We start from the raw sequence: 25,249 nt of genomic DNA, 5'->3' as shown, positions 1-25,249 counted from the left end.
CGGTTCATCGAATTCTGTTCTCCAGCCACTTTCGGCTGTCTTCCCGCGCTACGCTCTATCCTCCCGCCCGCATCGCTTTCTGTGAGAAATCCTCGACCAGTGGTTCGAGGGTCTCCTCCTCCCCTTCGAACACGACCGTCACTTCCGTCAGTTCGACGGTCGGGCCGATACTCACCTTCTCGGAGGAGAGAGAGGCCGTCCAGCCGTCGCCACTCACGTCGCCGTCGTCTCGTATCTCACCACCGAGATTTTCGAGGTACGTCCGCGCGAGGCGTTCGTTGATACCGCGGAACGATTTTTCGCGTCGCATCTATCCTCCTGCGACGGGCGGGAAGATGCTCAGTCTGTCGCCGTCCGAAAGCGAGGTCTCCCGGCCGTCGATGTGGACGACGTCTTTCCCGTTTCGCATGATAGATAGCTGTGGTCGCATCTCACCGTCCTCGAACAGGTCGAGACCGTACTCCTCGGTCAGCGATTCGAGCACTTCTCCGACCGTCGTGTCGTCCGGATACTCCCGTTCGAGCGTCTTCTGCCCGACTGCTTCCCGGAAGTTGGCGAAAAACCGGAGGGTAAGTTCCATGCACGAAGATGGCACGCGACGAGTAATAAACGCACAGCCTCCGGCGAAGGCTGTCGGGGATACATCCGTGCGGAACCGCTGTCGTGACGACGACGGTGTGAGTCACCTATCGCTGTCGTCTGTGACTCTCCTACCTTCGCTCACGCCGCTTCGCCCCGAGTGCTCCAGCGACGATTCCGGCGAAGAGGAGACCGACGACCACGCCCGCGAGCACGGGTATCCCTGCGCCGACACCGAGCATGCGACCGAATTCGTCCACTGCTCGCTCTGCTCCGACGAATGCGACGGCGGCACCGCCGAGGATGGCGAGCGACCCAGTCGCCGTACTCAGGCCGTGTACCCCTCCACGTTCCCAATCACCACCTGCGTAGCGTCCCGTGACGTGGCTTCCGACCGGGAGCGCCATCGTGCTGGCGAGTGCAGATATCTGGAGGAGGGCACTCGACGTTTCGACGAGCGAGAGGCCTGCCGGGATGAGATGGACGCCGAGCGCGACGACCATCCCGACCGCGATCGCACCACCATCGACGAGAGAGGTGGGCGACTGGTGACTCTTCGCTCTCCGAACGCGGGTGAGGGGTGGGTCGTCGTCGTTCATCTGCCGAAGCGGATGCCGTCGTTGACGATGCGTGCATTCCGCTCGCGGTCGATGTGTGCCGAGAGGTCGTCGTGGTCGTACAGCTGCTGGATGAGTGCCGCGTGGAGGTCTCGCCACGCCATGGCGTAGATGGGTGATTGCCCCCACGCGCGCAGTTCCGCGACGAAATCGTCGTACTGCTCCCAGCGCGCCTCGAAGCGTTCGACCACGTCGACCACGGTGCTGGCCACGTCACCGTCGGAGTCGGCCTCCTCGACGAGTCGGTTGAGTCGTGTTTCCCACCCCGCGACGGCCTCGTGCATGTCGCGGGCAGCGTTGTCGCCATCTTCGGGGAGCGACTCGACGATCGGTTCCGGAATGGTGAGCGAGATCTCGTCCATGGCATGAGGTTGTTCGCTATCCGTCAAAAACGCTTGGCTCGGGAGATTCGACGTCGGTGTCTTCGGGGTCTTCGGGTTTTCAGGCGGACTTCGCACTCGCGAGTCGTTCGAACTGCTCGTCGCTGAGCGACACCTCGGTCGCAGCGAGGTTCTCTTCCAGCTGTTCGACCGTCCGCGCACCGACGATGGGGGCGGTGACGGCATCGTGCTTCAACAGCCACGCGAGGCTGACCGTGGCGGGAGTCGTTCCGATCTCCTCTGCAACCGCTTCGACCGTCTCAAGCGCGTCGAAGTTCTCCTCGGTGAGATAGGAGTCGCGGAACTGCTGGTCGGTCGCACCACGGGTGCCTTCCGCCGGTTCTTCGTCGCGCGAGTATTTGCCCGTCAGGAACCCGCCAGCGAGTGGCGACCACGGGATGATACCGATGTCGTACTCCTCGCACATGGGGAGATAGTTCGGCTCGATCTCGCGGTTGACGAGGTTGTAGCGAGGCTGGGCGAGTCGGAACGATTCGTACTCCATCTCGTTCGCCTTCACGACTTTCCAGGCGTTCGGTTCGAGCGTCGAAGTGCCGAGGTAGTTCACCTTCCCATCGCGGACGAACGTATCGAGCGTCCGCATGAACTCCTCGGCGGGTGTGTCGTCGTCCCAGCGGTGGATGTAGAGCAGATCGAGATACTCCGTGCCGAGGCGGTCGAGGATACGGTCTATCTGCCGACGCAGATGTTTGCGCGAGAGGCCACGACCGTTCGGGTCGTCTTTCCGGGTCGGCCAGTATATCTTCGACGCGATGACGAAGTCCTCCCGGTCGTGGTCTGCGAACCAGTTGCCGATGTATCGCTCGCTCTCACCGTCACCGTACATATCGGCGGTGTCGATGAAGTTCCCGCCCGCGTCGGCGTAGGCGTCGAGCAGTTCGTGCGCTCGCTCCTCGCCGATCTCGACCTCGCCGTCGTCGTTCTCCCGACCGAAGCGCCACGTTCCGAATGCGATCTCGCTCACCTTGGTGCCGGTACGTCCCAACGACACGGTTTCGAGTCCCATGTCTCCCTCTTTTCGAAGCGTCTGGTTAAATCGACCGAAGGCAGAATGCTGGATTACTCTTGGCCATAGGAGTGGCCTGCGAACAGGGCGACGACGTTACAGACCAACAGGACGAGGAAGGCCGTCAACTCTGCGCCAGCGAGACCATTCAGGAAGAGCGGGACGTAGAGGAACGGCATTGCGACTGCCGACCAGAAACTGACGAACTGGATCGGCGTCGTGAGCGAATGCTCGCTGTATCTTGCGTGCAGTGCTGTGAGTTTCTGGCGACCGACGGCGATTCGGTTGGCGATGGAATCGCTGCCGTTCTCGTAGGTTGGCGTTCCCGACATAGTAGCACACCGTGCCCGGTCGAACGATAGACAGGAACGACCTTATAATGGAACGAGCGTTGGGTCGAGTTCACATCGTTTACCCCGACACGTCGATTTCGTTCTGACCGGTAGAGAACTCACGATACGATTCAAAAACGTTTTTCAGCCGATTTCGGAACGAGAGGTTCGATGTCCCGAATATTAATTGAGAGGGATATAGGAGCGAATAGTACTCAGATAAACGCGAGTGGAAGCATCAGAAGGACGCCCGCAGTGAGTCCCGAAAGCAGTTCACGGTGACCCCTACCGGGTAAGTTCTCCCCTACTTCGAGTGCTTCCGGGATGAACTCGGAGGCGACGAGATAGATCATCGCCCCTGCGGCGAAGCCAAAGCCCATCGGCAAGAATTCTCGCGCAGCGCGCACGAAGTAGTACGCGATGACTGCACCGATCGGTTGCGGAAGGCTGGAGAACACCGACCACCAGACCATTCGCCACTTGCTCACGCCCATCGCGTTGAGGGGGATCGAGATGGCGACCCCCTCGGGGATGTTGTGGATCGAGATGGCGACGGTCATGAAGATCGCCAGGAGCGGTATCGCAAACCCTGCAAACTGGGTGCCGCCCTCGAAGCCGAGGTCGGCGAACGAGACGCCGATAGCGACCCCCTCCGGAAAGCTGTGGACGGTGAGGATTCCGAGGATGAGCACGAGCTTTTTGAAATCGGCTTCCTCGTACTTCTTGGGGTTCACTTCCGTTCCCGAGATGATGTGGTGGCTCACGACGACCAGACCGACACCGGTCAACAGTCCGATGACGACCCCGGTGAGATTCCCGCCGTTCGCGCTCGATAGCCCCTCGAATATCAGGCCGAACACGGACGCAGAGACCATGATCCCCGAGGCGAGTCCCCAGAGTGCGACGTTCCAGCGGTCGCTCACGTCCCCGACGAGGAAGAAAGGGAGCGCCCCGATGCCGGTCGCTAGCGCCGTGATAAGCCCCGCGACGAACACCAGTGTGAAATCGCCCAGTAGGTCCATACTCACAGTTGGCACCGAACGCGGATAATTCTTATCACTAACCTTACGTTTTTGGCCAGCCTAAAAACTGATGTCCGGAAATGGTGCTACATTTTGTGAAATATCAAAAATATTTTCGAAAGAGTATACTCGCAATTCAGGTCTCGCGATTCGAACCCAGACGTGACACGACAACGGCTGTCGGTAAGAGCCACTCAGTCGCGGTTGTAGCCGTGACCGGCGATCACCGCGACGAGATTGAGCAGAAGCAGTGCAGAGAATATCCCGGCGTTCGTCGAGAGGTCTCCCCGATAGAGCACGGGGAGATAGACGAACGGAAGCGCGATAGCCATCCAGAAACCGATGAACTGGACTGGTGAGACGAGCTTTCGCACTGCGGCCTGGGCGATGGTTCGTGGAACTGGTAGCTCGAAGTCCGATGCGTGTTCGTTCTGTATCGTCGTAGGGCTCGACATGATTACTCTCGAATGTATCTCTTTCTACGACTGGAGGGGTCATATAACGGATTGAGTGTACACCGAAATTTACGCTGTTTTACCGCTGCTATCCCATTTATCGACATTTTATAAACGCCTCAGAAACCGCTAGACGTTTTAAATCCAATTCTAAGGTGGTCTTCCCTATCCGAGGGTGGTGAGTCTGTCGATCAGCGTATTCGACCGCGATATCGGAACAGACAATTTCAATCCAGTGAGTGGTACTCTGTCGAGACAACCCGCTGGAAGTTCTTGTCGAACGTCTCGCTCTGCCAGAACAGGCGGAGTCGTCTCTCGACGAAGATGGTCATCACTCCACGAGAATGGTTTTTCGTCGAAAAATGCCCGGGGAGGGCTCCGAACCCTCGATCTCCGCATGTCCCAGGTTCGAGGCGTGGCGGGCCTCTCGGGCATGCGAGGTTTCCAAGGCCTGAGCGCCAAATCTCAGAACCCTATGAGTGCGGCGCTATGTCCAGCTAAGCCACCCGGGCTCGATTACGGGTAGGGAAGTGGCACTCTTTAAAGTTCCCATCTCGGTCAGGAGTGACAGTGTGAACCACGTCCGTTACCCGCCGCTGTCGTACGGCTCTGTGGCTCACGTCAGCCATCAGTGGCGCGATTCGAACATCGGAAAGTAAAGTGATCGTACCAGTCATGATTGTGTCATGTCCACCCGGCGATTTTAAGAGAGGTGGATGACCATTCCCTGCATGAGCGTTCCCGGAATCGTACAGTCCAGTCTTGGAGACGAACACGCTGCCGCAACCGTGTCACTCGGCGGTGAAGACGCCCTCTACGTGACGCCGACACGAACACTCATCTATCGTGCCGACGGCCTGCTGAGCGACGAGTCGGTCGAGGAGTATCCACACGAGGCAGAACAAATCGACGTCTCCGAAGGGAGGAGAAAGTCCACCGTCTCGCTCGACTACGGTATCGACGGCACCGACCAGTTCAAAGTCCCGACGAAGCGCCTCCACGACGCGCTCCATCCCGTCATCGCGGGTGTCTTGAACGCGGCGGGAGTCACTGACGCGAACGAGCAGGTCATCCAGACCTACCAGTTCAGCGAACTCACGCTCGTGCTCACCAGCGCGCGTCGTGAAACACGTCGGTGAAGCGATCTGGGACGAGGATTTCGAACAGTTCCACTACGCCGACGTCACCCGCCTCGACGTGGAGGAAGGCAACGTCTCTTCGCAGATCATCATCGAAGTCGATGGGCGTCCACAACGGATCAAGACCCCGAGCGACCGCACGCGGGAGGTTCGTGAGCGCATCGAACACGCATTGCTCTCGTACCACGATGTCGACTCTTACGCGGAGTTCGAGGCAACCGCCGCCCCCGACGAGGAATCAGAGCCCGAAGCCGACCGGAGTGTCTCACTCGCCGAGGACGACGTGTTCGGCGGCGGTGTCGATCCGCTCGACGCCAACCCACCCGAACTCGACGAGGAAGGACAGGTGGTCGAGGAGCCACCAGCCGACCAGATCGACGAAAGCGATATCGTCGACCCCGAACCGGAACCGGTCGAAGCAACTGCCGAAACACAGGAATCGGAGACGAGCGAATCCGAGACGGCCACCGATGAGAAAACAGAACCTACCGGATTTGCAGATTCGGGATTCGAATCCGCAAGCGAGAACCTAGACGACCCCACGGAAGCCCAACTCGCGGCACTCACCGAAGCCGTCGAGCGCCAGAACGAACTGCTCGAACGACAGCAGCACACAATCGAGCGGCTCATCGAAGAACTCACTCGCGCTCGGTGATCTCTTTCTCTCGATAACCTCACTCCCACCCGACGACGTCACTCCTACCTGATAACTTCACTCCCGCCCGGTGACTTTCCGGATACACGACGAGCCGAACGGCCCGTGTTCACCGGCTTCGAGTTTCATGAAGTACCCCGTCGAGATCCCCGTCCCACAGCGGCGACAGGTGAAGTCGCCTTCTTTCGTCACCACTTCGCTCTCGAAACGGACGAACCCACCACCAGTCGGTCGGATGATACCGTTCTCCCGTTCGATGACGCCCCGCTTTTCCGCCTCGTCCAGGATCGTTCGCGTCACCGTCGGGTCGGTCGTGATGGTCTCGATGCGGTCGACCGCCTCCGCGACCGACAGTTCGGCGTGTTCGAGTTTGCTCAGTAGTTCGACCCCCAGCGCGACGGGGTCGTCGTCCACGTCCATCGGATTCGAATCCCACCCGAAGCGGATTAAACGTTGCGCGCTCGGGTGGAAAGAACTTAACCACCACCGGGGCTATCCCCGGTGGAATGGCGCGCACACAGATTCGCCGACAGGTCGCTGGCCTCTCTCTGGTCGCACTCGTCGTCGTCGCTGGTGTTCTCATCTCTCCGCAGTTCGTCTTTCGGCAGGTCGAGGCCGTGACCACGAACCCGTTCCTCGCCGCCGGACTGTTCACCCTCGTCTATCTCGTTCGCCCGCTGTTCGCGTGGCCGACCACGGTGGTCGCGGTCGCTGTCGGCTACGTCTACGGTCCCGTCGTCGGATTCCCGCTCGCGCTCGCGGGGACGGTCGCGAGCGCCTGTCTTCCATTCGCTGCGGCCCGATACTTCCGCGTCGATGCGGGTCTGTTCGGTCGTTTCGGCGACTCAGGCGAGCGATTCTTCGATGCGACGGGGGACCTGCGCGGGATGGTCGCCTCCCGGCTCGTCCCGGCTCCATCCGACCCCGTCTCGGCGGCGGCAGGTCTTTCGGGTGTCCCGTGGCGTGCGTTCGTCCTCGGCACGGCCATCGGTGAGATCCCGTGGATGGCGGCTGCCGTCCTGGCCGGAAGTTCGCTCGACGTGCTCTCGGTCGGCGAACTGAGCAAGAACTGGTGGCTCGTCGTTGTCGCCGCGGTCGTGGCACTGCTGTTGCTCGTGAAACCGGCCAGAGAAGCACTCGGACGCGCGTAGTCACCAGAAGTTATCCGAGCAGTCGTAGACAACGCCGTGCCGAGGACAGACGTACTTGCAGTGGCGGCGATACATGGACTCACCACAGAGCGGACAGGGTCGTCCCTTCGGTTCCTCGGACATACCTCTCGAACTGTTCGCGAGTCGGTTTACTGTTTTCTCTTGCCTCTCAGTATCAGGAGTCCACCCCACCCACAGAGCACGATCGCGAGGAACGAGACGAGGATGTGCAGTTCGGACACCCAGTATGGGATCGCCACGACGTGTCGAACACCGATGAGAAGTGAGGACAGCACTGGAATTCTCAACCGCTGGTCACCGAGTATCTCGTATCCCCCTCGGGGTTCGTAGGCTCGTCCGAGCGACTCACCGACAGGGATACGGTCGGCTTCGTACGGGAGGGACTGAACCCGGTAACTTGCGACCAGACTCCCGTTCTGGGTTATCTCGACCACCCGATTGTTTCGGCTGTCCGTGATGAGCGTGTTCCCGTTCGGCAGGCGGTCTGCGTCACGGGGCCAGTCGAAGTGGATTCCCTGTACCTCGTAGACGCTCCACGTGACTTCCCATTTCCCCTTCGATTCGTCTCGGTGGAGTTCGACGACGCGGTGGTTCTCCGAGTCGGCGACGAGGACGGTTCCATCGCCGAGCCACTGGGGATTGTGCTGTTTGTTGAGCACCGTCGGGTCACGGTTCTCGTTTATCACTTCGACCACGCCCTTGCCGCGTTCGATCACGAGCAGTTGGTTCGTGTTCCTGACCGAGACGAGAAATCTCCCTGGTGCGATTCGATCGACGTCGTTTATGTGCAGCCAGTCGGTCTTCGTGGGGTCTGGCGGTGCATCGTAGTACTGACTCGCGTTCCACACCCACGTCTGCTCCCCAGAGCTCAGGTTCAGAGTGTAGATGCTCTCGTACTCCATGTCCGCGACGAGTAGCTCGCCGTTGGGAAGCATCTCCGCGTCGTGAACTTCGCTGTCCTTCCGGGTTCGAACCGGATAGCTCCACTGCCCGATGATCTTCGGGGTTGGCTCTGGGTCGATGAACCTGACTCCCGTCCGCTTACATGGTGGTTCGAACTGGCCGCAGTTCTCGAAGTTGCCGTCAGCGTAGGTCGCCAGCACGCTTCCGTTGTTGAGCAGCGTCACGTCCTGATAGCTGATGGCGTTCCCGACGGTCCACAACGTGCTCCCATTGCTGTCGAGCGCGGTCACGTTTCCACCCCAGCCTGGCCCTTGGACGCCGACCAGCGTGGTCGTGTTCGTGTCCGCCTGCGACGTTATCTTGTTCGTATCTGGGGCGAATGCCCAACTCGCACCGAACGTGAGTCCGACGAGTAGAAACCCCGCCGCGACAAGGATGGCCCCTCGTCGCTTTCGATCACTCCACCATTTCACTCTCACTACCCCCGGATATCGAGTACCTTCTCTCTGAGATGATATCAGAATACTTGTCAGTTCTGGCCGTTTCGACCGAAAAATCAGAAACCTACGATGACCTTACGAGCACTCGCTCCAGCCACAGGACTCGCAGGTCTTACAGCCTTCCGAGAAGTACAGCGAGAGTGATCCACACTCGGGACATTCGGGACTCTCTCCTGCGTCGATGAGCGACTGGGAGGCGTCTTTCGCTTCGATCGCCCCGCCGTCGGTCTCCGTGTCGTCTGTCGTCTCTTCGAGCGTCGCCTGTTGTGGGTAGGCTTTCTCGATCTCGCCATCGAGGTAGCGTCGCATCGCCACGCCGATGGCGTCCGGGATGGAGTTGATCTGCTCGCCTTTGTCCCACGCGACCTTCGGACTGCGGATGCCCTGCAGGTCGGAGGCGATCTCGTTCGGATCGACACCCGACCGGAGCGCGTAGCTGATGACCTTCGCTAGCGCCTCGGTGAAGGAGTTGGTGAAGCCACCGGAGTTTCCGATGGTGGCGAACAGTTCGAACGGTTCGCCGTTCTCGTCCTCGTTGATGTTGACGTACATCTTGCCGTAGCCGGTGTCGATGCGCTGGGTCACGCCGTGAAGCACGTCCGGACGTGGTCGCTCCTGCGCGTACGCGCCGCCCGTCACGCCGCTGTCGAGCAGGTCTTCCAGTTCGTCGCCGAGTGCTTCTTGAACCTCCTCGTTCTGGACGAAGTTGTCGAAGCCGCCGAACACCTCCTCGATCTGCTCGACGAGCGTCTCTGCTGCTTCGCTCTCGTCGGCGAACTCGGCGTTGTCGGCGCGCGTGGTGAGCACCTGCTTCGAGCGCGTACCATCGCGGTAGACGGTGACGCCCTTACCGCCGTGGTCGTAGATGTAGCGGTATACCTCGTCCATGTCCTCCTTGCTCGCGGAGTTGGGGAAGTTGCAGGTCTTCGAGATGGCCGAATCGACACCCTGCTGGCAGGCACACTGTACTGCAGCGTGCTCTTTCCCGGCGAGGTCGCCCGTCACGACGAACAGTTCGCCGATGGCGTCCGGAACGCTTTCGAGTCCTTCGACGCCGGAGAACTCGTTCGTCGCCATCTGCTCTTGGGCTTCCTCTTTGACAGCCTCGACGTCGATGTCGTTGGCCTCCAGCGTGCGGAGGAAGTAGTCGTCGAACTCCACGAGCATCTCGTCACCCTGCACGTCGTCGGAGACGTTCTTGTAGTAGGCGACGTTGTAGATGGGTTCACAGCCACCCGTGGTGTTACCGACCATCGACGTGGTTCCAGTCGGTGCGATGGTCGTCGTGTTGTGGTTGCGGATGGAGAACCCTTCCTTCCACTTCTCGGGGTCGAGACCGGTCTGGTGCTCGAACCACTCGGCGTAGTCGGTGGGGTTCGCGTACTTCGAGTCGTCCCAGTCGTTGAACGATCCGCGCTCTTCGGCGAGTCCGTGGGACGCCCACTTCGACTCGTGGTTGATGTGGGTCATCAACTGCTGGGCGATCTCGTTGCCCTCGTCGCTGCCGTAGCGGACACCGAGTTGGATGTACAACTGGGCCAGTCCCATGATGCCGAGGCCGATCTTCCGCATGTCTCGAACCTTCTGTTCAATCTTCTCGACCGGGAAGTCGGACATCGTGACGACGTTCTCCAGGAATCGCGTCCCCCACTCGATGCGGTGGTCGAACTCGTCCCAGTCGATGGCGTCCCGGAGGAACGCATCGACGGCTTCCGAGAGCGAACCGTAGTTGTCGCCGTTCTCGTCGTACCAGACGCGCCAGTCCGGCGTGTCCAGGTCGGCGACCGTCGAGAGGTTGATGTGGCCGAGGTTGCAGGCCTCGTATTCTTCGAGCGGCTGCTCGCCGCAGGGGTTGGTCGCCAGAATCCGGTGGTCCGGGTGTTTCTCCACGTCGAAGGAGTGTTCTTTGTTCACTCGTTCGAGGTAGATGACGCCGGGTTCGCCGTTCTCCCACGCGCCTTCCACGACGCGGTTCCAGATGACCGCCGCCGGAATCGAGAGCACTTCGCCCGCCTCGACGTACTCGCCGAGACCGAACATGTCGTATAGCTCTTCGGTGTGTTCGGTTGCGACGTGTGGCTCTTCCGTGCGCGGGTTGGTGAAGACGAACTCCTCGTCGTTGTACAGCGCGTCCATGAAGTCGTCCGTGACGCCGACGGAGATGTTGAAGTTCGAGAGGTGTCCCTCGGCGGCGTTCCGGAGGTGTTTCGGGACGCGGCCTTCGTCGTCGATGAGTTCCCTGGCCTCTTCGAGCGCCTCCTTGAACGACGTGTGCGTGTAGTCGTCGGGGTCGTTCAGCCGGAGGGTGTTCGCGAGGCTCACGTCCTTGTTCTTGGCGTGGATGAACTGGATGACGTCGGGGTGCGAGACGCGCATGACACCCATCTGTGCGCCGCGCCGCGCCCCACCCTGCGCGATGGTCTCGCACATCTGGTCGTACGTACGCATGAACGTGATGGGACCGGACGCGATACCGCCCGTCGAACCCACGGCGTCGCCGTACGGTCGGAGTCGCCAGAAGGCATAGCCCATGCCGCCGCCGGACTGGAACACCTCGGCGGCTTCCTTGGCGGTCTGATGGATATCCGTGATGTCGTCGTCGGGGGAATCGACGAAACACGCCGACAACTGCTGGAGTTCGTCGCCCGCGTTCATGAGTGTCGGCGAGTTCGGGACGAACGACAGTTGTTCCATCAGGTCGCGGAACTCATCCCGAACCGACGTGACGTGCTCGCGGATCTCGTCGGGAAGTTCGGGGACGACTGTGTCGTACGCGAACTTGTTGACGTTATAGACGGTGAGTTCGGTTTTCGCGCCATCTTCTACCGTAGTACCCTTTCCGAACACTTCCGCGGCGAGTTCGTCCCGCCGAGGGTGGTCGGGTTTCAACTGGTCGGGCGTAACGCTGATCTCGACGTCCTGCTTTTCTGCTTCGTAGACTGCCTCTGCGAGTGCGATGTTGTTCGCAACGCGCGGGAAGAGGTCCTCCTGCGTCTCGACGAGGTTCCCATCCGCATCCTTCCGAAGATACCGTGCTGGGAGGATGTTGTGGTACGCGTTGCCCGTCATCCGGTCTTCGAGAGTGTCTCCCTCGGTTCGCTTGACCGGAAGGGTGACCTCGTCGGCGTCCGTCTCGTGCGCGCCGCTCATAGGAGCGTCACCACCGCGGTATCAGTTCTCTTCGTGGCGATTCGCCCTTCGATTTGTGTGTATACCCGTTTCATTCGTGACGAAGAATCCATCTAACCCATCCCAAATTAAGTTTGCTTTCTTTAGCGCAAGTGTAGTTGCACAGTGACGCCTCTGATTTATTCTATTCGGTTGACAGTCTCCTGACTGGCGACTGTTGGCTACCTACCTCTGAGTAATACGGCGGGGAATATAAGAGTGTTCAGACCGGGGCGAAAGTGACTCGTATGTAGATATTTCTCACGGTAACGAAGCGTTTCGCCGCCAACGTCTCCCGATCCTGAGTCGATAGCGAATCGACACCACCGATACGTTTACCATTCGGTATGCGTTCATTTCTCTTATGTTCCCGTTGGCCATCGAACCCGTCGGCGTGGTCGCCGCTATCGTCGCACTCATCCTACTCGTCCTCGCCATCCGCTTCGCCATCAAGGTTATCTGGCGCGTCGCCATCGTCGCCATCCTCATCGTCGCCGCGCTCTACGCTGCTGGTGTGCTGGTGTAGTGCGAGAGGAAATTTCCGATCACGTCTCGCCCGTGTGCGGTGAGCACGCTTTCTGGATGGAACTGGACACATTCGATGGGATGTTCGCGGTGACGGACGCCCATCACGAGCGTCTCGCCCAGATGTGTCGTCGTCGCAGTCACGTCGAAACAGTCGGGCACCGTCGTCGAGACGAGCGAGTGGTATCGACCAGCCTGAAATCCCTGTTCCAGTCCGTCGAACACGCCGTCTCCGTCGTGTTCGACCGGAAACGCCTTCCCGTGAACCGGTTCCGGCGCGCGACCCACCGTGCCACCGTAGACGTGGACTGCCGCCTCCAATCCGAGGCAGACGCCGAGTGTCGGAATCTCGGGCGACAGTTTCCGGAATACTTCGGCGGTGACGCCCACGTCCCGCTCGTTTTCGGGGTGGCCCGGCCCAGGACTAATGACGATGGCGTCCGGCTCTGTGTCGCGGATTTCGGTGAGTGAAGCGGTGTTCTTCACGACTTCCGTTTCGACTACTGCATTCGGCTGGTCGGCTCGAAGCGCCTCCTCGGTGTACTCCACGAGGTTGTACGTGAACGAGTCGAAGTTGTCCACGAACAACACGCGAGTCATCGAGGCACCTCCGCGAGTTCGCGTTCCATCGTCTCCAGTGCCGCCAGCACGCTGCCCATCTTCTGCTCGGTCTCCTCGTACTCGGCTGTCGGGTCGCTGTCCGCGACGATTCCCGCACCGGCCTGTACCGTGATCTCGTCCGGACTCCCCGATTCCACCGTCGCCGTCCTGATGACGATAGCGAAATCCGCGTCGCCCGTCCAGGAGACGTAGCCGACACCGCCGCCGTAGACGCCGCGTGAACCGGATTCGAGTTCGTGGATGATCTCCATCGCGCGAATCTTCGGTGCGCCCGTCAGCGTTCCGGCGGGGAAGGTGGCACGCACCGCATCGAAGGCATCGCTGTTCTCTGCCAGCGTCCCCGTTACGGTACTCTCGATGTGCTGGACGTGACTGTACTTGATGACGTTCATGAACTCCTCGACGCGGACGCTTCCCGACTCCGCGACCCGGCGCACGTCGTTCCGGGCGAGATCGACGAGCATGGCGTGTTCAGACCGCTCCTTTTCGTCCGCGAGCAGTTCGCCCGCGAGGCGGCGGTCTTCCATCGGACTTCCACCGCGCGGGCAGGTTCCGGCGATGGGATTCGAGACGATCCGGTCGTCGTGAACCGACACTAGCGTCTCCGGACTCGCACCGACGATGGTCAGGTCGTCGTACCCGAGGAGGTACATGTACGGCGAGGGATTCACCTCCCGCAGGGCGGAATACAGGGAGAGTGAGTCGATCTCGGCCCCGATCTCGCGTTTGCGTGAGATGACGCCCTGATAGATATCGCCCGCTTCGACGTGTTCTTTCGCCCGCTCGACCGCATTTTCGTACTCCATCTGCGAGCCCGTCGTCTCGTCTTTCGGACGATACGACCCCAACTCCGGTCTCGCTGCCGATTCGAGTGCTGCGGCGACCCTGTCGGCTTCCGTAACCAGTTCGTCGTACAGTTCGTCAGGGTCGTCCTCAGGCCTGACGAGGGGCGTGAACACGAGCGAGAGGGTCTCCGCGACGTGGTCGAAGACGAGCGTCGTCGTATTGAGCACGAACTGCGCGTCCGGAAGCTGCGTCTCGGGGTGCTCGATTCCCTGTTCTTCCAGCCAGAGGTCGTACACCGCGTCGTAAGCGAGAAAGCCGACCAACCCACCGGTAAACGCACCATCGTCAGGAAATCCGCGACGAGCCACGTCGGGGAGCGTCTCCCGAAGTCTGTCGAGTACATCTCCGTCTTCGGATCGAGTGTCGGATTCGGAGGCTACGCACTCGTCACTCCATCTGTCGTCCAGTACCTGGACCTCGGTTTCGTCCGGTTCGACCGCTACGACTGCTTTGGGGTCGTAGCCGACGAACGAGTAGCGTGCCCGGCGGTCGTCGGTCTCCACCGAACCGAAGGCTCCATCCGGGTCGCTGGAGGCGACCTTCTCGGCGCTTTCGAGCAGGAAGTCGTACTCGCTCCCGCCGAGCTCCGAGTACGCGGTGAGTGGGTCGACCGAGACGTCGAGATCGGTCGCTACGTGGACGACGGCTGGCCCGTCGCCCTCGGTGAGTGCGTCGAACTCGTCGCTGTTCATCGTTGAACGATCGGTGCGCGTGCTGACTTCGCGTTCCTGACGAACGACTCGACGGCAACGGAATCTTTCTCGCCGCCTCTCGACTCGACGCCGGTTGCAACGTCGACGGCGAACGGCTCGACCGTATCGACTGCTTTGGAGACGTTCTCGGGCGTCAACCCTCCCGCGAGGACGACCGGCGATTCGAGTTCGCGTACGACCTCCCGTGCGTGCTCCCAGTCGTGGGTTTCCCCCGTTCCACCCGTCGCTCCGGCATCGAGCAAGAGAGCGTCGGCCACGGCATCGTATCGCTGTGGCCGTTCTTTCGTCGCGTCGACCGCCCGGACGACGTTCGCGTCGACGTTCGAGGCGAGGTAAGCGAGGTCGCCGACGCTCATCCCGTGAACCTGCACCGCGTCCGGCTCGATTCGGCGGACGTATTCGACCGCACGCTCGGGTCTGTCGGGCATCGTCACCAGCACCGTGGTCACGAAGGGGGGAATCTCTCTGGCGAGTTCGGCGGCATGGGCCGGGGTGATCTCGCGCGGTGAATCTACTGGTACGTCTACTAGCAGGCCGACGGCGTCGGCTCCAGCAGAGATCGTGGCTCGAAGGTCGTCTTCGTGAGTCAGCCCGCAGATCTTCACCCGGATCATGCCGATACTACTCCGGCCATCGCTGCGAGTTGCTCGTCTGCTCGCCCCGACTCGATCGCGTTCCGCGCCTGTTCGACGCCGTCTTGCAGCGAGGTTGCCCGTCCGGAGACGTACACTGCGGCCCCGGCGTTCGCCAGCACGATATCTCGCTTCGCACCGTTTACCTTCCCCTCAACGATACCCCGAAGGTCGCGGGCGTTCTCGGCTGGTGACCCGCCAGCGACGGCGGACACGTCGTGTCGTCCGACACCGACGTCTTCCGGGGTGAGCGTGTACTCCTCGATTCGCTCGCCGCGAACCTCTGCGACGGTCGTCTCGTCGTGAACCGCTATCTCGTCCATCCCCGACCCGTGGACGACAAGCGCGTGCGTCACGTCCATGTGCGCGAGCGCGCGAGCGAGCACGGGGACGAGGTCTGGGTCGTAGACGCCGACGACCTGCGCGTCGGCACCTGCAGGGTTGGTCAGCGGCCCGAGTACGTTGAAGATAGTTCGCATCCCGAGTTCGCGCCGTGGGCCGATGACGGCCTTCATCGCGGGATGGAAGACGGGCGCAAGCATGAACCCGATTCCCTGTCGTTCGATGGCGCGCTCGACGGCAGGCGGTTCCGAATCCACGACGACGCCGACCTCTTCGAGCACGTCGGCGCTTCCGGAGGACGACGAGACGGAGTAGTTGCCGTGTTTCGCCACCGGGACGCCCGCACCGCTGGCGACGATTGCCGACGTCGTGGAGACGTTGATAGTGTCGTAGTCGTCACCGCCAGTTCCGCAGGTGTCGACGAGTGGCGTCCGGTCGGGTGAGATGGTTCGCGCCGCGTCGCGCATCCCCTGTGCGAATCCTGCGATCTCGGTCTCCGTCTCTCCTTTCGCGCGCAGTCCAGAGAGGAGCCCACCGATCTGCGCTTCGGTCGCGTCCTCGAAGACGGCGCTTGCCGCCCGTCGTGCCTGGTCGAGCGTGAGGTCGTGTCCGTCGCTGACGTGTTCGATGTAGTCCTGCATTTTGGAACACCAATGTACTGTTTCGTGTTGTAATGAACAAATTCGTACATCAACTTAAAACTGTCGTCCATCGGAGTCCGGATAGAAACCCAGTTACGGCGTGGGATTTCGAAACCTTCAATTACCCTTGCGGCTAACGAACGAATGCGTACGAGAGGCCGACTGGGTTTGTGGTCTAGTTGGTTATGACACCTCCTTGACATGGAGGAGGCCGGCAGTTCAAATCTGCCCAAACCCATACTTTTCGCGGAACGACCCGACGACCGAAGCAGGGAGCTACGTTGCCAGAAAAGAGTGTTTGGCAGTTCGAATGAGACGAGACGCAACCCCGCGAATGGAGCGAACGGGGAAGGAGCAGGAACGTCTCGATGTGGTCAACGAACCCGTTCTGTGAGCCGAATGGATGTCAAATCTAACCCGATATTCGCTTCAGGAAGGGTCTACTGGTACCCTAACTGATGTATAATAATATAGACACCCGGTATACATGTAGCCGGGTTGACTGGAATGGCGCTGCTGTTCGGTCTGAGTTCGCGGACGGAGACGGCCACGTCAGACCAGCATCAGCACAACTACCTTCACGCCCATCGATGTCGAGACGCAGGTGTCGCCACGGCAGTCGTTGCTGGGTGGGAGCGACACCGAAACTACCACCAACGAGTTCGTAACCCAGTTCTCCAGCGTGGATTCGATGGTAGTTCGCAGTTATTGGATTTTCAACCTATCACTGGCGTACCGTATCACGAAACAGCACTCGCCTGTTTTGCCTCGCTGGTCGCGTATCGATCCGGTTTCGAAAAAACGGAGGTTGGGGTACTACTCGTCCAGAATATCGGGCAGTTGCTCGCCCGTCGTGGTTGCGCTTCGTGCCTCGAACGTGTGTGCGATGGCGACGGCTGTGAACGCGAAAACCACGAGGAGGGCGAGACCGATGTCGGAGAGTCCGGCGAGTGGCGGGACTTGCAACCACGCTGCGGTAAGCAACGCGAATCCGGCGGCGGCGAGTCCGAGGTACCGTTTACACCAAGGGAGATCGTCTCGGGTGTTGGTTTCGAGGTAGGGGTCGAGTTGCTCGACAGCGGTGGCAAGTTCGACGATACCCCGATTTTGGTTGTAATCTATGATTCCTGCATCATCGAGTTTCGGGAGGTGGGACTGGTAGAGCGCGGTGTAGACTCGTTTTCGCTCGGCGGCCGAGATGGCATCCACCGTGGTATCGTTTTCCCACGCAGCGACCTGCTCTGCAAGATCACTCAACTGGACGGTTTCTTCGGCCTGCTTCAGGTAGTGAAGGGCGTACCGGCGGCGCTGATTCTTCAGTACGTCGAAAACCATGTCACGGGAGAGGGGCGTTGCCCGTGGCTCCTGTGACCTGTTCGATTCGAGGATGTCTGAAACGTGTTCGGCGACGGTCGAGTCTGACCCGCTCGATTGGCTCTCGGTGTCGTCGTTCCCCGTGCCAGAGGAGTCACCGATTGTGCTCATTACTACGCCACCCCTTGCTCGTAACCCAGCATGGATTCGAACATTACCGGGTTTAGCCTTTGTTATTCACCATTTACCAGAGGTAAACGAGTGGTTACGCTGGTTGACAGCCCGTTCATACCGTTCCGCTATCCGGTGGTAATCACCGATTACTGGCTGCTTCGTCTACCTTCCCTCGAAGTTTCGACAGGTTCTCGTGGACGCCAATGACGAGTGCTGGCACGACGACGATGAAGATGTGTTCTTCGAGTGGAATCCCTGCCAGTTCGACGCCGGTTCGGAGTTGTATCTCGAACACACCGATAGCGAGGGTGTACCAGTCCCAGACGTAGCCCAGCGGGTACAGGACGAGGATGGTCTTTCCGGCGCGAGCGAGCGCGTCCGCTCGAACGAGCAACCAGAGCGCGAGTGAGCCGAAGACGAACTCACTGGCGAGATACGTGTACGGGCCGAACACCGCGCCAATATCGGGCAACACGCCAGACAGGTACGGATTGCGAGGGCAAAAATCCTGCAGAAATGCAGTCCATGCGACAAAGTTCAAGACCACGGAGTGCGACATTCAAAATGACGATGGATATCTCTGACATTGCGACCACGGACTACTACGAGATCGAAGCGGAGGAGCGCCTCGGCAAGGCACGCTCGATCTTCGAGGAAGAGAACCCGAAGGGTATCGTTGTGACCAAAGCGGGCGAGTACGACGGGGTCATCACCCAGAAGCAACTCCTCCAGTCACACATCGAAGACCAGACGAAGGTGGCGACACTCACCAAACCCGCGCCGAAGGTAAACTGGAACGACGGCGTCCGTGAAGTCGCCCGCGCACTCGTCGAAGGTGGAACCAAGGTCGCACCCATCTTCGAAGGGGAGAACGTCTGGGGAATCATCGACGAAGACATGATCCTCGAGGGCGTCATCGAAAATCTCGATGCACTCACCGTCGAGCAGATCTACACGGAGAACCCCATCACGATTCCGGAAGACGCCACCCTCGGTCGAGTCATCAACAACATGCGCGAACACAGCATCTCGCGCCTTCCCGTCGTCAACGACGAGGGGTTCCTCACCGGCATGGTGACCACCCACGATATCGTGGACTTCGTCACCCGGAACATGGACAAGCCGACCACGGGCGAGCGCACTGGCGACAGCAACCGGATGCTCGACCTCCCCGTCTACGACGTGATGAACAGTCCCGTCGAGACCATCTCGCTCGATGCGACGGTCCGTGATGCGGTCGAACAGATGTTCGAGAAGAACTACGCCGGTCTCGTCGTCACGCCCGACGACGACCGCGTCGTCGGTGGCATCCTCACCAAGACGGACGTGCTCCGCGCGCTGACGTTCACTGAAGAGGACCACATGGACGTGCAGATCACGAACATCAACCTCCTCGACACCATCTCCCGGCAGGACATCCGCGAGAGCATCGGGGAGATCACGAACAAGTACCAGGACATGCAGGTTCAGCACGCCCACGTTCGATTCCACGAACACAAGGAGAAGCTCCGCGGGACGCCGCTCATCCAGAGCAAGATCCGTCTCCGCACCAACCGTGGGCAGGTCGCCGGAACCGGCGAGGGCTACGGCGCAGAGCAGGCGTTCAACGTCGCCCGCGACACGCTGGAACGCAACGTTCTCGAACTCAAAGGGCTCCAGAGCGACCGCGAGTACGAAGGCCAACTGCTCCGGAAACTCAACGAACTGTAAGCACGCGACTCGTACTGCGAGTTCGAGTTTGCCCGAATTTTCCGTTTTTCGTGTCGTCGAGCGTCGAGTGGGTGTTCGACTGAAACGAGCCGAGACAAGCCCTCACCCGTCCGCTCTCTCGCAGACGCGAAGCGTCTGCTCCGTCGCTCTCTCATTCGCCAGTTGCCATGTCAGAACGAGTCGTAGCCTTCGACTGAAAACGAATCTCCCGACCCCTCAAACCGTCTCTTCCGCACCTTCGATTCCGGAATCGGTGATGCGGAACTGGGCGCGTCCTCCGGCGGGCATCGATCGATGCTTTTCGAGGGTGGCCCGCCGGTTGCCACCACGGAAGCGGTCGACCCGGAGGACGACGCCGGTCCAGTGTTCGAGGGTGTGCCCGCCGAGGGGTCGGGTTCCGTCGGAATCCGGGTCAGTGTACACCTGATTCGTCAGGAGGACGGCGATCTCGTGTTTTCGCGCCAACGAGAGAAGGTGGGTGACCTGACGGGCGACCCGCCGGAGGGCTTCGCCGCCTTTCTGGTCTTCGCCGCGTTCGAGCCGATAGAATCCCGTTGCACTATCGAGCACGACGAGGTCTGCTCGGTCGGCGAACTCCGCTACGTCTTTGACCGCCTCTTCCTGTTCCTGGAAGTCGAGGACTTCCTTGATGATGATTCGAGAAGCGACCTCGTCCACGTCGTCGGTACGCGCCTCGGCTATCTGCTCGAAGCGTTCGATGGACAGTCCCTCGCTGTCGATGTAGACGACGGTGCCGCCGTTTCGTGCGGTTTCGATGGCGGTCCCGAGCGCCACGTTCGTCTTCCCTGCGGCGGGCGGGCCGTACACCTGTGTCACGGTTCCGCGCTCCAATCCGCCCCCGAGCAGTTCGTCCACGGACGGGCACCCAGTCGTCAGTTTCTCGGCGTCGGTCACAGTCGGTCTTGGTACTTCTAACGCAAAAGGTTCCGGTTTCGCCCCGACCGTGGCGACTTTGTTCCGTCCCTGCGAACACTGAGCAGTGACAGTCGTCGTTGCGACAGCGGACTTCGAAGTGTACCACGACCTGGTGAACGAACTGCGTGACAGGGGCGTCAGATTCACGACGGTCGAACCGGGTGACGACCTCCCGGAGGGAGCGCGGATCTGCATCCGAGCCGAAGCTGACGACATCGACACCGACCTCCCTGTCATCGTCGCCGACCCGGAACACCCCCGCAAAGCGGTCGAGGAAGCGTTGGCACTCCTCCGAGGCGAGGGTGGGCGAACCATCGTCGGAATCGATCCCGGAACGCGCCCCGGCATCGCGGTTCTCTCGGGCGATGTCGTGACTTCGGCGTTCCACGTCCCGCTCGCGGAGGCAGCCGAAGTCGTCCGAAACGAGGTCGCAGACGCCATCGACCCCGTCGTTCGAATCGGAGATGGCGCCCGTCTGCAAGGTGCCCAGCTCATCCGTGAACTCGAAAACGTCCAGGTCGAACTGGTAGACGAAACCGGAACGACACCCTACCTCGGCACCGGAGCGCGGGGCATGGGCGACGTGCTCGCCGCGGTCAACATCGCACGATTGGAAGGCGAGATCGTCGAACAGCGCGAGATAGAACCCACCGAAGGCGAACTTGGCGTGATCAAACGGCGGTCGCGCGAACACTCGGCGGACAATCGCGAGATCGACGAGAAACTGGCCCGCCGGGTCGCGGCAGGCGAGTTGACCATCGAAGAAGCCCTCGACGAGCACCGCGAGGAGTGAAGAATCTAAAGTTCCACGAGCACCGTGAACCGGTGTGTCTCCTCGCTCGGGCACTGCAGATGTTCTTCCTTGACGATCGTGCCCGTCAGCAGTTGCTTTCCGACCTTCTGGAACTTGTCGAGTGTGACGTGTCCTTTCTCGCGGGCGACGACCTCGCTTCCGGGGTCGGTTTCGAACTCACCCATGCCGTCACACCCATCGAAGGGACACTGGACGCGAACGAGGACCATGTGGCGACTACGACCTGTCGGGTTGTTATGAGTTTTCGTGAATCGCGGCTTCCGCCCGCCGCATCACTTCGCGCACCGTGAGTCCTGTCTCCCGTGCCACCGCCAGCGCGTCGTCGAACTCGGCACTCACGTCGTACACCGACCCTGAGTCGTCGCTGGCGACCTTCACGGTTACTTCGAACTCCCTTCCCTCGGTTTCCAGCGTCACCGTCTCGAACTCCCGGCGGGCGATCCAGCGATGGCTCGCACCCGCTTCACGAACGCCGAGTGTTCCCGTCTCTTCCGCGAGCCTCCGGGCGACTCGTTCTGCGTCCTCGGGTTTGACGACGACCTTCACGAGATGACCCGGACGCGATTTCTTCATCGTCGCGGGAAGGATAGAGACGTCTCGCGCGCCCGCGTCCACGAGCGTCTCCTGAAGTCCACCGAGCACTTCTGATGGTGCGTCGTCGAGATTCGTTTCGAGGACGGTGATGTCGTCCCGGACGAGTCCGCCTGCCGACTCGCCAGCGATCACCCGCAGGACGTTCGGATGCTCCGGGAAGTCGTACCCACCAGCACCGTATCCCGACCGTTCGACGTTCAGCGTCGGTAGCGTCTCGACGCCATCGGCGAAGTGGGCGAGGATGGCTGCCCCCGTCGGTGTGAGCAGTTCCGCCTCGACGGGGCCGCCCGAGAGCGACCAGTCTGCTTCCGCCGCGATCTCCACGACTGCCGGGGCAGGGATGGGATAGGTTCCGTGACTCATCACGACTTCGCCGCCACCAGTGGCGAGGGGCGTCGTCATCACGCGCTCCGGGTCGAGGTCGGCGAACAGAAGCGATGCTCCGACCACGTCGGCGATGGCGTCGTCCGCCCCGACCTCGTGGAAGTGCGTCGAATCGAGGTCGGTGTCGTGAACGCTTGCCTCGGCTTCACCCAGGATTTGGAAGACAGCTTTGGCGTCTGCTTCGATATCGTCGTCGAGGTTCATCGATTCGAGCAGGTCGATGACCTCCCGGTAGGTGCGCGCCGGGCCTGCACCCTCCGCGTGGTGGTCGTGCTGGTGGTCATGACTGTGTTCGTGCGAATGGTGGTCGTGGCCGTGGTCATCGCCGTGGCTATGCTCGTGTTCGTGATGTTCGTCGTGGTCGTGCGTGCGCTGGTGGTCGTGACCGTCTTCTTCCCCTTCCTCATCGGCCAGAAGCACTCGAACATTCGTCGCCGAGATTCCGTTTTTCACCGTCTTCTCGACCGCATATTCCACATCGAGAGCGTCAGCGACTGGTGCGAGGGCGTCGCGGTCTGCTCCCGCGTCGAGGAGCGCCCCGAGAATCATATCACCGCTGGCCCCCATCCGCCCGTCGAACGCAAGCGTCCTCATACGTCCCAGGGCGTTCCGGAGTGCGAAAATGCCATCGGTCGCACCCGCACCACTATCCCTTTGTACTGTCATCCCGTAGTTGTCACCAATCGCACGCGGGCAAGTCTGCGCTATCGGGCCACCAGCGTGGCCGAAAGACCCGGTAACAAAGGACTTATGCCGCGCGAACCATCACCCACAACCATCCCCGTAACTGAAAAATCATGAACGAAGTGCAACTAGAGGTGGCGAAAGCGTACCCGAACGATTCGGGTCGTGGTATCGCCCGTCTCGACCCGGACACGCTCTTGCATCTGAAGTTGAGTCCCGGAGATATCATCGAGATCGAAGGAGGCGACACGACGGCAGCGAAAGTCTGGCGTGCCGACCGACAGGACTGGAACACCGATACCGTGCGTATCGACGGTTTCACCCGCCAGAACGCCGACGTCGGTATCGGCGAACGCGTCGAGATCCGCAAGGCCGAAGCCGAGAAGGCCGACAAACTGGTGCTCGCACCGCCAGAGGAAGCGAGCGTCCAGTTCGGGAGCGACGCCGCCGGAATGGTCAAGCGTCAGATCCTGAAGCGTCCGGTCGTCGAGCGCGACATCGTACCCGTCATGTCGAGCACGAACCACCCGTTCATGCGCTCGCCCGGACAGGCCATCCCGCTCATCGCCGTCGAGACCGACCCACAGGGCGTCTGTCTCATCACGGAAGATACCGAAGTCGAACTGCGTGAAGAGCCGATCTCGGGCTTCGAGAAGACGGGCGGTGGCATCACCTACGAAGACATCGGTGGGCTCCAGAACGAGATCCAGCGCGTGCGGGAGATGGTCGAACTCCCGATGAAACACCCGCAGATCTTCCAGAAGCTCGGCATCGAGCCACCCCAGGGTGTGCTTCTCCACGGCCCGCCGGGTACCGGGAAGACCCTGTTGGCGAAAGCCGTCGCCAACGAAACCAGCGCAAGTTTCTTCTCTATCGCAGGGCCGGAGATCATCTCGAAGTACTACGGCGAGTCCGAACAACAGCTCCGTGAGATATTCGAGGACGCCGCCGAGGAAGCTCCCTCCATCATCTTCATCGACGAACTCGACTCCATCGCACCCAAGCGCGAAGACGTGACCGGCGAGGTCGAACGCCGCGTCGTCGCCCAACTGCTGACGATGATGGACGGGCTCGAAGCGCGCGGCCAGGTCATCGTCATCGCGGCGACCAACCGCGTCGATTCGGTCGACCCCGCACTCCGACGCCCCGGTCGCTTCGACCGTGAGATCGAGATCGGCGTGCCGGACGAGGAAGGCCGCACGGAGATTCTCCAGATTCACACGCGCGGGATGCCGCTCTCCGACGACGTGAACCTCCCCGGCCTGTCGAACGACACCCACGGCTTCGTCGGTGCTGATATCGAGAGCCTGACGAAAGAGGCCGCGATGAAGGCGCTCCGGCGCTACCTGCCGGAGATCGACCTGGACGAAGAGTCCATCCCACCGTCGCTCATCGACCGGATGATCGTCAAGCGCGAGGACTTCCGTGGCGCACTCAACGAGGTCGAACCCTCCGCGATGCGCGAGGTGCTGGTCGAACTGCCCAAGGTGTCGTGGGACGACGTGGGCGGTCTCGAAGACGCCAAGAGCCAGGTCAAAGAGAGCATCGAGTGGCCGCTCTCTTCACCCGAGAAGTTCGAACGAATGGGTATCGACCCACCGTCGGGTGTCCTGCTCTACGGGCCACCCGGCACCGGGAAGACGCTGATGGCGAAGGCCGTCGCCAACGAGACGAACGCCAACTTCATCAGCGTGCGCGGGCCGCAACTGCTGTCGAAGTGGGTCGGCGAGTCCGAGAAGGCCATCCGGCAGACGTTCCGCAAGGCGCGGCAGGTCAGCCCGACAGTCATCTTCTTCGACGAACTCGACAGCCTCGCCCCCGGACGCAGTCAGGAGGTCGGCAGCAACGTCTCCGAGCGCGTGGTGAACCAGCTGCTCACAGAACTCGACGGGCTCGAAGACAAGGGTGACGTGATGGTCATCGGCGCAACCAACCGCCCCGACATGATCGACCCGGCACTCATCCGATCTGGACGCTTCGACCGCCTCGTGATGATCGGCCAGCCGGACGACGAGGGCCGCGAGCAGATCCTCAAGATCCACACCGATGACACGCCGCTCGCACCCGACGTCAGCCTGCGCGAACTCGCGGAGATGTCCGACGGCTACGTCGGCAGCGACCTCGAATCCATCGCGCGGGAGGCCGCTATCGAGGCCCTGCGTGAGGACGACGAGGCCGATGAGGTCGAGATGCGCCACTTCCGCAAGGCGATGGAGAGCGTCCGTGCCACCATCACCGAAGACCTGCTCGACTACTACGAGCAGATGGAACAGGAGTTCAAGGGCGGTTCGTCCGCACCTCAGCGCCAGACCGGCGGGCGCATCGGCTTCCAATAAGAACGACCTTTTACAACGGTCGCGAGCGGAAAGG

Annotated in this window: 26 protein-coding genes, 2 tRNA genes and 1 pseudogene; 7 read left to right on the top strand and 22 right to left on the bottom strand. The window is 61.1% G+C overall.

Annotated elements, in window-relative coordinates; translation table 11 throughout:
* Positions 1 to 55: 55 nt before the first annotated feature.
* From ACR3FE_RS04780 to ACR3FE_RS04740, 9 genes are all read right to left on the bottom strand, one after another.
* On the bottom strand, positions 56 to 310 hold the full coding sequence (locus tag ACR3FE_RS04780) for a MoaD-like domain-containing protein (RefSeq protein WP_458205880.1): 255 nt from the start codon (positions 308 to 310) through the stop codon (positions 56 to 58).
* Positions 311 to 580 carry a ubiquitin-like small modifier protein 1 gene (locus ACR3FE_RS04775; RefSeq protein WP_458205878.1) on the bottom strand — a complete coding sequence of 90 codons (270 nt, stop codon included), beginning with the start codon at positions 578 to 580 and terminating at the stop codon, positions 311 to 313.
* 130 nt (positions 581 to 710) lie between these two features.
* Positions 711 to 1,178 (bottom strand): hypothetical protein, encoded by a 468-nt coding sequence (locus ACR3FE_RS04770; RefSeq protein ID WP_458205877.1) that lies wholly within the window; start codon positions 1,176 to 1,178, stop codon positions 711 to 713.
* The gene (locus ACR3FE_RS04765; RefSeq protein WP_458205876.1) at positions 1,175 to 1,558 is read right to left on the bottom strand and encodes a DUF7971 family protein; all 384 of its coding nucleotides are present in this window, start codon (positions 1,556 to 1,558) and stop codon (positions 1,175 to 1,177) included. Before ACR3FE_RS04765 ends, ACR3FE_RS04770 begins: the two co-directional genes overlap by 4 nt.
* Positions 1,559 to 1,637: 79 nt before the next feature.
* Positions 1,638 to 2,603: an aldo/keto reductase gene (locus tag ACR3FE_RS04760; protein WP_458205875.1), complete on the bottom strand. Its 966-nt coding sequence runs from the start codon at positions 2,601 to 2,603 to the stop codon at positions 1,638 to 1,640.
* A gap of 53 nt (positions 2,604 to 2,656) precedes the next feature.
* Positions 2,657 to 2,935 (bottom strand): DUF8028 family protein, encoded by a 279-nt coding sequence (locus ACR3FE_RS04755; RefSeq protein WP_458205873.1) that lies wholly within the window; start codon positions 2,933 to 2,935, stop codon positions 2,657 to 2,659.
* A gap of 215 nt (positions 2,936 to 3,150) precedes the next feature.
* Entirely contained in the window at positions 3,151 to 3,957 is an 807-nt protein-coding gene (locus ACR3FE_RS04750; RefSeq protein WP_458205872.1) for a ZIP family metal transporter, read from the bottom strand.
* A 194-nt stretch (positions 3,958 to 4,151) separates the two neighbouring features.
* Positions 4,152 to 4,412 (bottom strand): DUF8028 family protein, encoded by a 261-nt coding sequence (locus tag ACR3FE_RS04745; RefSeq protein ID WP_458205871.1) that lies wholly within the window; start codon positions 4,410 to 4,412, stop codon positions 4,152 to 4,154.
* Between the two features lie 363 nt (positions 4,413 to 4,775).
* Positions 4,776 to 4,924 (bottom strand) — tRNA-Met (locus ACR3FE_RS04740).
* 219 nt (positions 4,925 to 5,143) lie between these two features.
* Here ACR3FE_RS04740 and ACR3FE_RS04735 point away from each other — a divergent pair.
* Positions 5,144 to 6,206 (top strand): annotated as a pseudogene (locus tag ACR3FE_RS04735) (DUF7115 domain-containing protein).
* Between the two features lie 57 nt (positions 6,207 to 6,263).
* Here ACR3FE_RS04735 and ACR3FE_RS04730 read toward each other — a convergent pair.
* Positions 6,264 to 6,626, bottom strand: a complete 363-nt coding sequence (locus tag ACR3FE_RS04730) for a DUF5830 family protein (protein ID WP_458205869.1) — start codon at positions 6,624 to 6,626, stop codon at positions 6,264 to 6,266.
* A gap of 86 nt (positions 6,627 to 6,712) precedes the next feature.
* Here ACR3FE_RS04730 and ACR3FE_RS04725 point away from each other — a divergent pair, with 86 nt between their 5' ends.
* Positions 6,713 to 7,357, top strand: coding sequence for a TVP38/TMEM64 family protein (locus ACR3FE_RS04725; RefSeq protein WP_458205867.1), 645 nt, complete (start codon positions 6,713 to 6,715; stop codon positions 7,355 to 7,357).
* On the opposite strand, the gene ACR3FE_RS04720 is transcribed toward ACR3FE_RS04725, so the two are convergent.
* The 3 genes from ACR3FE_RS04720 to ACR3FE_RS04710 all read right to left on the bottom strand — a co-directional run bounded on the left by ACR3FE_RS04720 (position 7,358) and on the right by ACR3FE_RS04710 (position 11,931).
* Positions 7,358 to 7,480: an HVO_2523 family zinc finger protein gene (locus ACR3FE_RS04720; protein ID WP_458205866.1), complete on the bottom strand. Its 123-nt coding sequence runs from the start codon at positions 7,478 to 7,480 to the stop codon at positions 7,358 to 7,360. It abuts the gene before it with no gap.
* Between the two features lie 26 nt (positions 7,481 to 7,506).
* Positions 7,507 to 8,754: a hypothetical protein gene (locus ACR3FE_RS04715; protein WP_458205865.1), complete on the bottom strand. Its 1,248-nt coding sequence runs from the start codon at positions 8,752 to 8,754 to the stop codon at positions 7,507 to 7,509.
* Positions 8,755 to 8,856: 102 nt separating this feature from the next.
* Positions 8,857 to 11,931, bottom strand: a complete 3,075-nt coding sequence (locus ACR3FE_RS04710) for an adenosylcobalamin-dependent ribonucleoside-diphosphate reductase (protein ID WP_458205864.1) — start codon at positions 11,929 to 11,931, stop codon at positions 8,857 to 8,859.
* Between the two features lie 382 nt (positions 11,932 to 12,313).
* Here ACR3FE_RS04710 and ACR3FE_RS04705 point away from each other — a divergent pair, with 382 nt between their 5' ends.
* A complete protein-coding gene (locus ACR3FE_RS04705; RefSeq protein ID WP_458205863.1) occupies positions 12,314 to 12,475 on the top strand; it encodes a hypothetical protein in 162 nt (53 codons plus the stop codon).
* On the opposite strand, the gene trpG is transcribed toward ACR3FE_RS04705, so the two are convergent.
* The 4 genes from trpG to trpD are packed head-to-tail and all read right to left on the bottom strand — an operon-like array spanning position 12,451 to position 16,269.
* Positions 12,451 to 13,074 carry an anthranilate synthase component II gene (gene trpG / locus ACR3FE_RS04700; protein WP_458205862.1) on the bottom strand — a complete coding sequence of 208 codons (624 nt, stop codon included), beginning with the start codon at positions 13,072 to 13,074 and terminating at the stop codon, positions 12,451 to 12,453. The two genes, ACR3FE_RS04705 and trpG, sit on opposite strands and share 25 nt — an antisense overlap.
* Positions 13,071 to 14,633, bottom strand: coding sequence for an anthranilate synthase component I (gene trpE, locus ACR3FE_RS04695; protein ID WP_458205860.1), 1,563 nt, complete (start codon positions 14,631 to 14,633; stop codon positions 13,071 to 13,073). The genes trpG and trpE overlap by 4 nt, the downstream gene beginning before the upstream one ends.
* Positions 14,630 to 15,268, bottom strand: coding sequence for a phosphoribosylanthranilate isomerase (locus tag ACR3FE_RS04690; protein WP_458205859.1), 639 nt, complete (start codon positions 15,266 to 15,268; stop codon positions 14,630 to 14,632). The genes trpE and ACR3FE_RS04690 overlap by 4 nt, the downstream gene beginning before the upstream one ends.
* Positions 15,265 to 16,269, bottom strand: a complete 1,005-nt coding sequence (gene trpD / locus ACR3FE_RS04685; protein WP_458205857.1) for an anthranilate phosphoribosyltransferase — start codon at positions 16,267 to 16,269, stop codon at positions 15,265 to 15,267. The genes ACR3FE_RS04690 and trpD overlap by 4 nt, the downstream gene beginning before the upstream one ends.
* Before the next feature lie 164 nt (positions 16,270 to 16,433).
* Between trpD and ACR3FE_RS04680 the strand changes: the two genes are divergently transcribed.
* Positions 16,434 to 16,507: transfer RNA gene (locus ACR3FE_RS04680), tRNA-Val, on the top strand.
* A 578-nt stretch (positions 16,508 to 17,085) separates the two neighbouring features.
* On the opposite strand, the gene ACR3FE_RS04675 is transcribed toward ACR3FE_RS04680, so the two are convergent.
* Together ACR3FE_RS04675 and ACR3FE_RS04670 are read right to left on the bottom strand one after the other, a co-directional pair.
* Entirely contained in the window at positions 17,086 to 17,754 is a 669-nt protein-coding gene (locus tag ACR3FE_RS04675; RefSeq protein ID WP_458205856.1) for a DUF7344 domain-containing protein, read from the bottom strand.
* Between the two features lie 142 nt (positions 17,755 to 17,896).
* A complete protein-coding gene (locus ACR3FE_RS04670; protein ID WP_458205855.1) occupies positions 17,897 to 18,232 on the bottom strand; it encodes a lycopene cyclase domain-containing protein in 336 nt (111 codons plus the stop codon).
* A 95-nt stretch (positions 18,233 to 18,327) separates the two neighbouring features.
* On the opposite strand from ACR3FE_RS04670, the gene ACR3FE_RS04665 reads away from it, so the two are divergent.
* Positions 18,328 to 19,467: a CBS domain-containing protein gene (locus ACR3FE_RS04665; protein WP_458205853.1), complete on the top strand. Its 1,140-nt coding sequence runs from the start codon at positions 18,328 to 18,330 to the stop codon at positions 19,465 to 19,467.
* A gap of 216 nt (positions 19,468 to 19,683) precedes the next feature.
* Here ACR3FE_RS04665 and radB read toward each other — a convergent pair whose 3' ends face one another.
* The gene (gene radB / locus ACR3FE_RS04660; protein ID WP_458205852.1) at positions 19,684 to 20,382 is read right to left on the bottom strand and encodes a DNA repair and recombination protein RadB; all 699 of its coding nucleotides are present in this window, start codon (positions 20,380 to 20,382) and stop codon (positions 19,684 to 19,686) included.
* 85 nt (positions 20,383 to 20,467) lie between these two features.
* On the opposite strand from radB, the gene ACR3FE_RS04655 reads away from it, so the two are divergent.
* On the top strand, positions 20,468 to 21,196 hold the full coding sequence (locus ACR3FE_RS04655) for a RuvC family protein (protein ID WP_458205850.1): 729 nt from the start codon (positions 20,468 to 20,470) through the stop codon (positions 21,194 to 21,196).
* A gap of 5 nt (positions 21,197 to 21,201) precedes the next feature.
* Here the strand turns inward: ACR3FE_RS04655 and ACR3FE_RS04650 are convergent, their stop codons facing one another.
* Together ACR3FE_RS04650 and larC are read right to left on the bottom strand one after the other, a co-directional pair.
* Positions 21,202 to 21,426, bottom strand: a complete 225-nt coding sequence (locus ACR3FE_RS04650) for a hypothetical protein (protein ID WP_458205848.1) — start codon at positions 21,424 to 21,426, stop codon at positions 21,202 to 21,204.
* A 25-nt stretch (positions 21,427 to 21,451) separates the two neighbouring features.
* Entirely contained in the window at positions 21,452 to 22,789 is a 1,338-nt protein-coding gene (larC, locus tag ACR3FE_RS04645) for a nickel pincer cofactor biosynthesis protein LarC (protein ID WP_458205846.1), read from the bottom strand.
* 203 nt (positions 22,790 to 22,992) lie between these two features.
* On the opposite strand from larC, the gene ACR3FE_RS04640 reads away from it, so the two are divergent.
* Positions 22,993 to 25,215 carry a CDC48 family AAA ATPase gene (locus ACR3FE_RS04640; protein ID WP_458205845.1) on the top strand — a complete coding sequence of 741 codons (2,223 nt, stop codon included), beginning with the start codon at positions 22,993 to 22,995 and terminating at the stop codon, positions 25,213 to 25,215.
* Positions 25,216 to 25,249 lie beyond the last annotated feature (34 nt).

It is taken from the genome of Haladaptatus rarus, from assembly GCF_054177585.1.
This window is presented reverse-complemented; position numbering and strand designations above follow the sequence as displayed.

Bases quoted from the DNA above. Each gene is read 5' to 3' on its own strand.
- ACR3FE_RS04675 (WP_458205856.1), bottom strand. From the start codon at position 17,754: ATGAGCACAATCGGTGACTCCTCTGGCACGGGGAACGACGACACCGAG.
- ACR3FE_RS04650 (WP_458205848.1), bottom strand. From the start codon at position 21,426: ATGGTCCTCGTTCGCGTCCAGTGTCCCTTCGATGGGTGTGACGGCATG.
- ACR3FE_RS04775 (WP_458205878.1), bottom strand. From the start codon at position 580: ATGGAACTTACCCTCCGGTTTTTCGCCAACTTCCGGGAAGCAGTCGGG.
- ACR3FE_RS04765 (WP_458205876.1), bottom strand. From the start codon at position 1,558: ATGGACGAGATCTCGCTCACCATTCCGGAACCGATCGTCGAGTCGCTC.
- ACR3FE_RS04760 (WP_458205875.1), bottom strand. From the start codon at position 2,603: ATGGGACTCGAAACCGTGTCGTTGGGACGTACCGGCACCAAGGTGAGC.
- ACR3FE_RS04745 (WP_458205871.1), bottom strand. From the start codon at position 4,412: ATGTCGAGCCCTACGACGATACAGAACGAACACGCATCGGACTTCGAG.
- ACR3FE_RS04750 (WP_458205872.1), bottom strand. From the start codon at position 3,957: ATGGACCTACTGGGCGATTTCACACTGGTGTTCGTCGCGGGGCTTATC.
- ACR3FE_RS04640 (WP_458205845.1), top strand. From the start codon at position 22,993: ATGAACGAAGTGCAACTAGAGGTGGCGAAAGCGTACCCGAACGATTCG.
- trpD (WP_458205857.1), bottom strand. From the start codon at position 16,269: ATGCAGGACTACATCGAACACGTCAGCGACGGACACGACCTCACGCTC.
- ACR3FE_RS04710 (WP_458205864.1), bottom strand. From the start codon at position 11,931: ATGAGCGGCGCGCACGAGACGGACGCCGACGAGGTCACCCTTCCGGTC.
- ACR3FE_RS04755 (WP_458205873.1), bottom strand. From the start codon at position 2,935: ATGTCGGGAACGCCAACCTACGAGAACGGCAGCGATTCCATCGCCAAC.
- ACR3FE_RS04705 (WP_458205863.1), top strand. From the start codon at position 12,314: ATGTTCCCGTTGGCCATCGAACCCGTCGGCGTGGTCGCCGCTATCGTC.
- ACR3FE_RS04780 (WP_458205880.1), bottom strand. From the start codon at position 310: ATGCGACGCGAAAAATCGTTCCGCGGTATCAACGAACGCCTCGCGCGG.
- larC (WP_458205846.1), bottom strand. From the start codon at position 22,789: ATGAGGACGCTTGCGTTCGACGGGCGGATGGGGGCCAGCGGTGATATG.
- trpE (WP_458205860.1), bottom strand. From the start codon at position 14,633: ATGAACAGCGACGAGTTCGACGCACTCACCGAGGGCGACGGGCCAGCC.
- ACR3FE_RS04730 (WP_458205869.1), bottom strand. From the start codon at position 6,626: ATGGACGTGGACGACGACCCCGTCGCGCTGGGGGTCGAACTACTGAGC.
- ACR3FE_RS04690 (WP_458205859.1), bottom strand. From the start codon at position 15,268: ATGATCCGGGTGAAGATCTGCGGGCTGACTCACGAAGACGACCTTCGA.
- ACR3FE_RS04720 (WP_458205866.1), bottom strand. From the start codon at position 7,480: ATGTCCGAGGAACCGAAGGGACGACCCTGTCCGCTCTGTGGTGAGTCC.
- trpG (WP_458205862.1), bottom strand. From the start codon at position 13,074: ATGACTCGCGTGTTGTTCGTGGACAACTTCGACTCGTTCACGTACAAC.
- ACR3FE_RS04665 (WP_458205853.1), top strand. From the start codon at position 18,328: ATGGATATCTCTGACATTGCGACCACGGACTACTACGAGATCGAAGCG.
- ACR3FE_RS04770 (WP_458205877.1), bottom strand. From the start codon at position 1,178: ATGAACGACGACGACCCACCCCTCACCCGCGTTCGGAGAGCGAAGAGT.
- ACR3FE_RS04725 (WP_458205867.1), top strand. From the start codon at position 6,713: ATGGCGCGCACACAGATTCGCCGACAGGTCGCTGGCCTCTCTCTGGTC.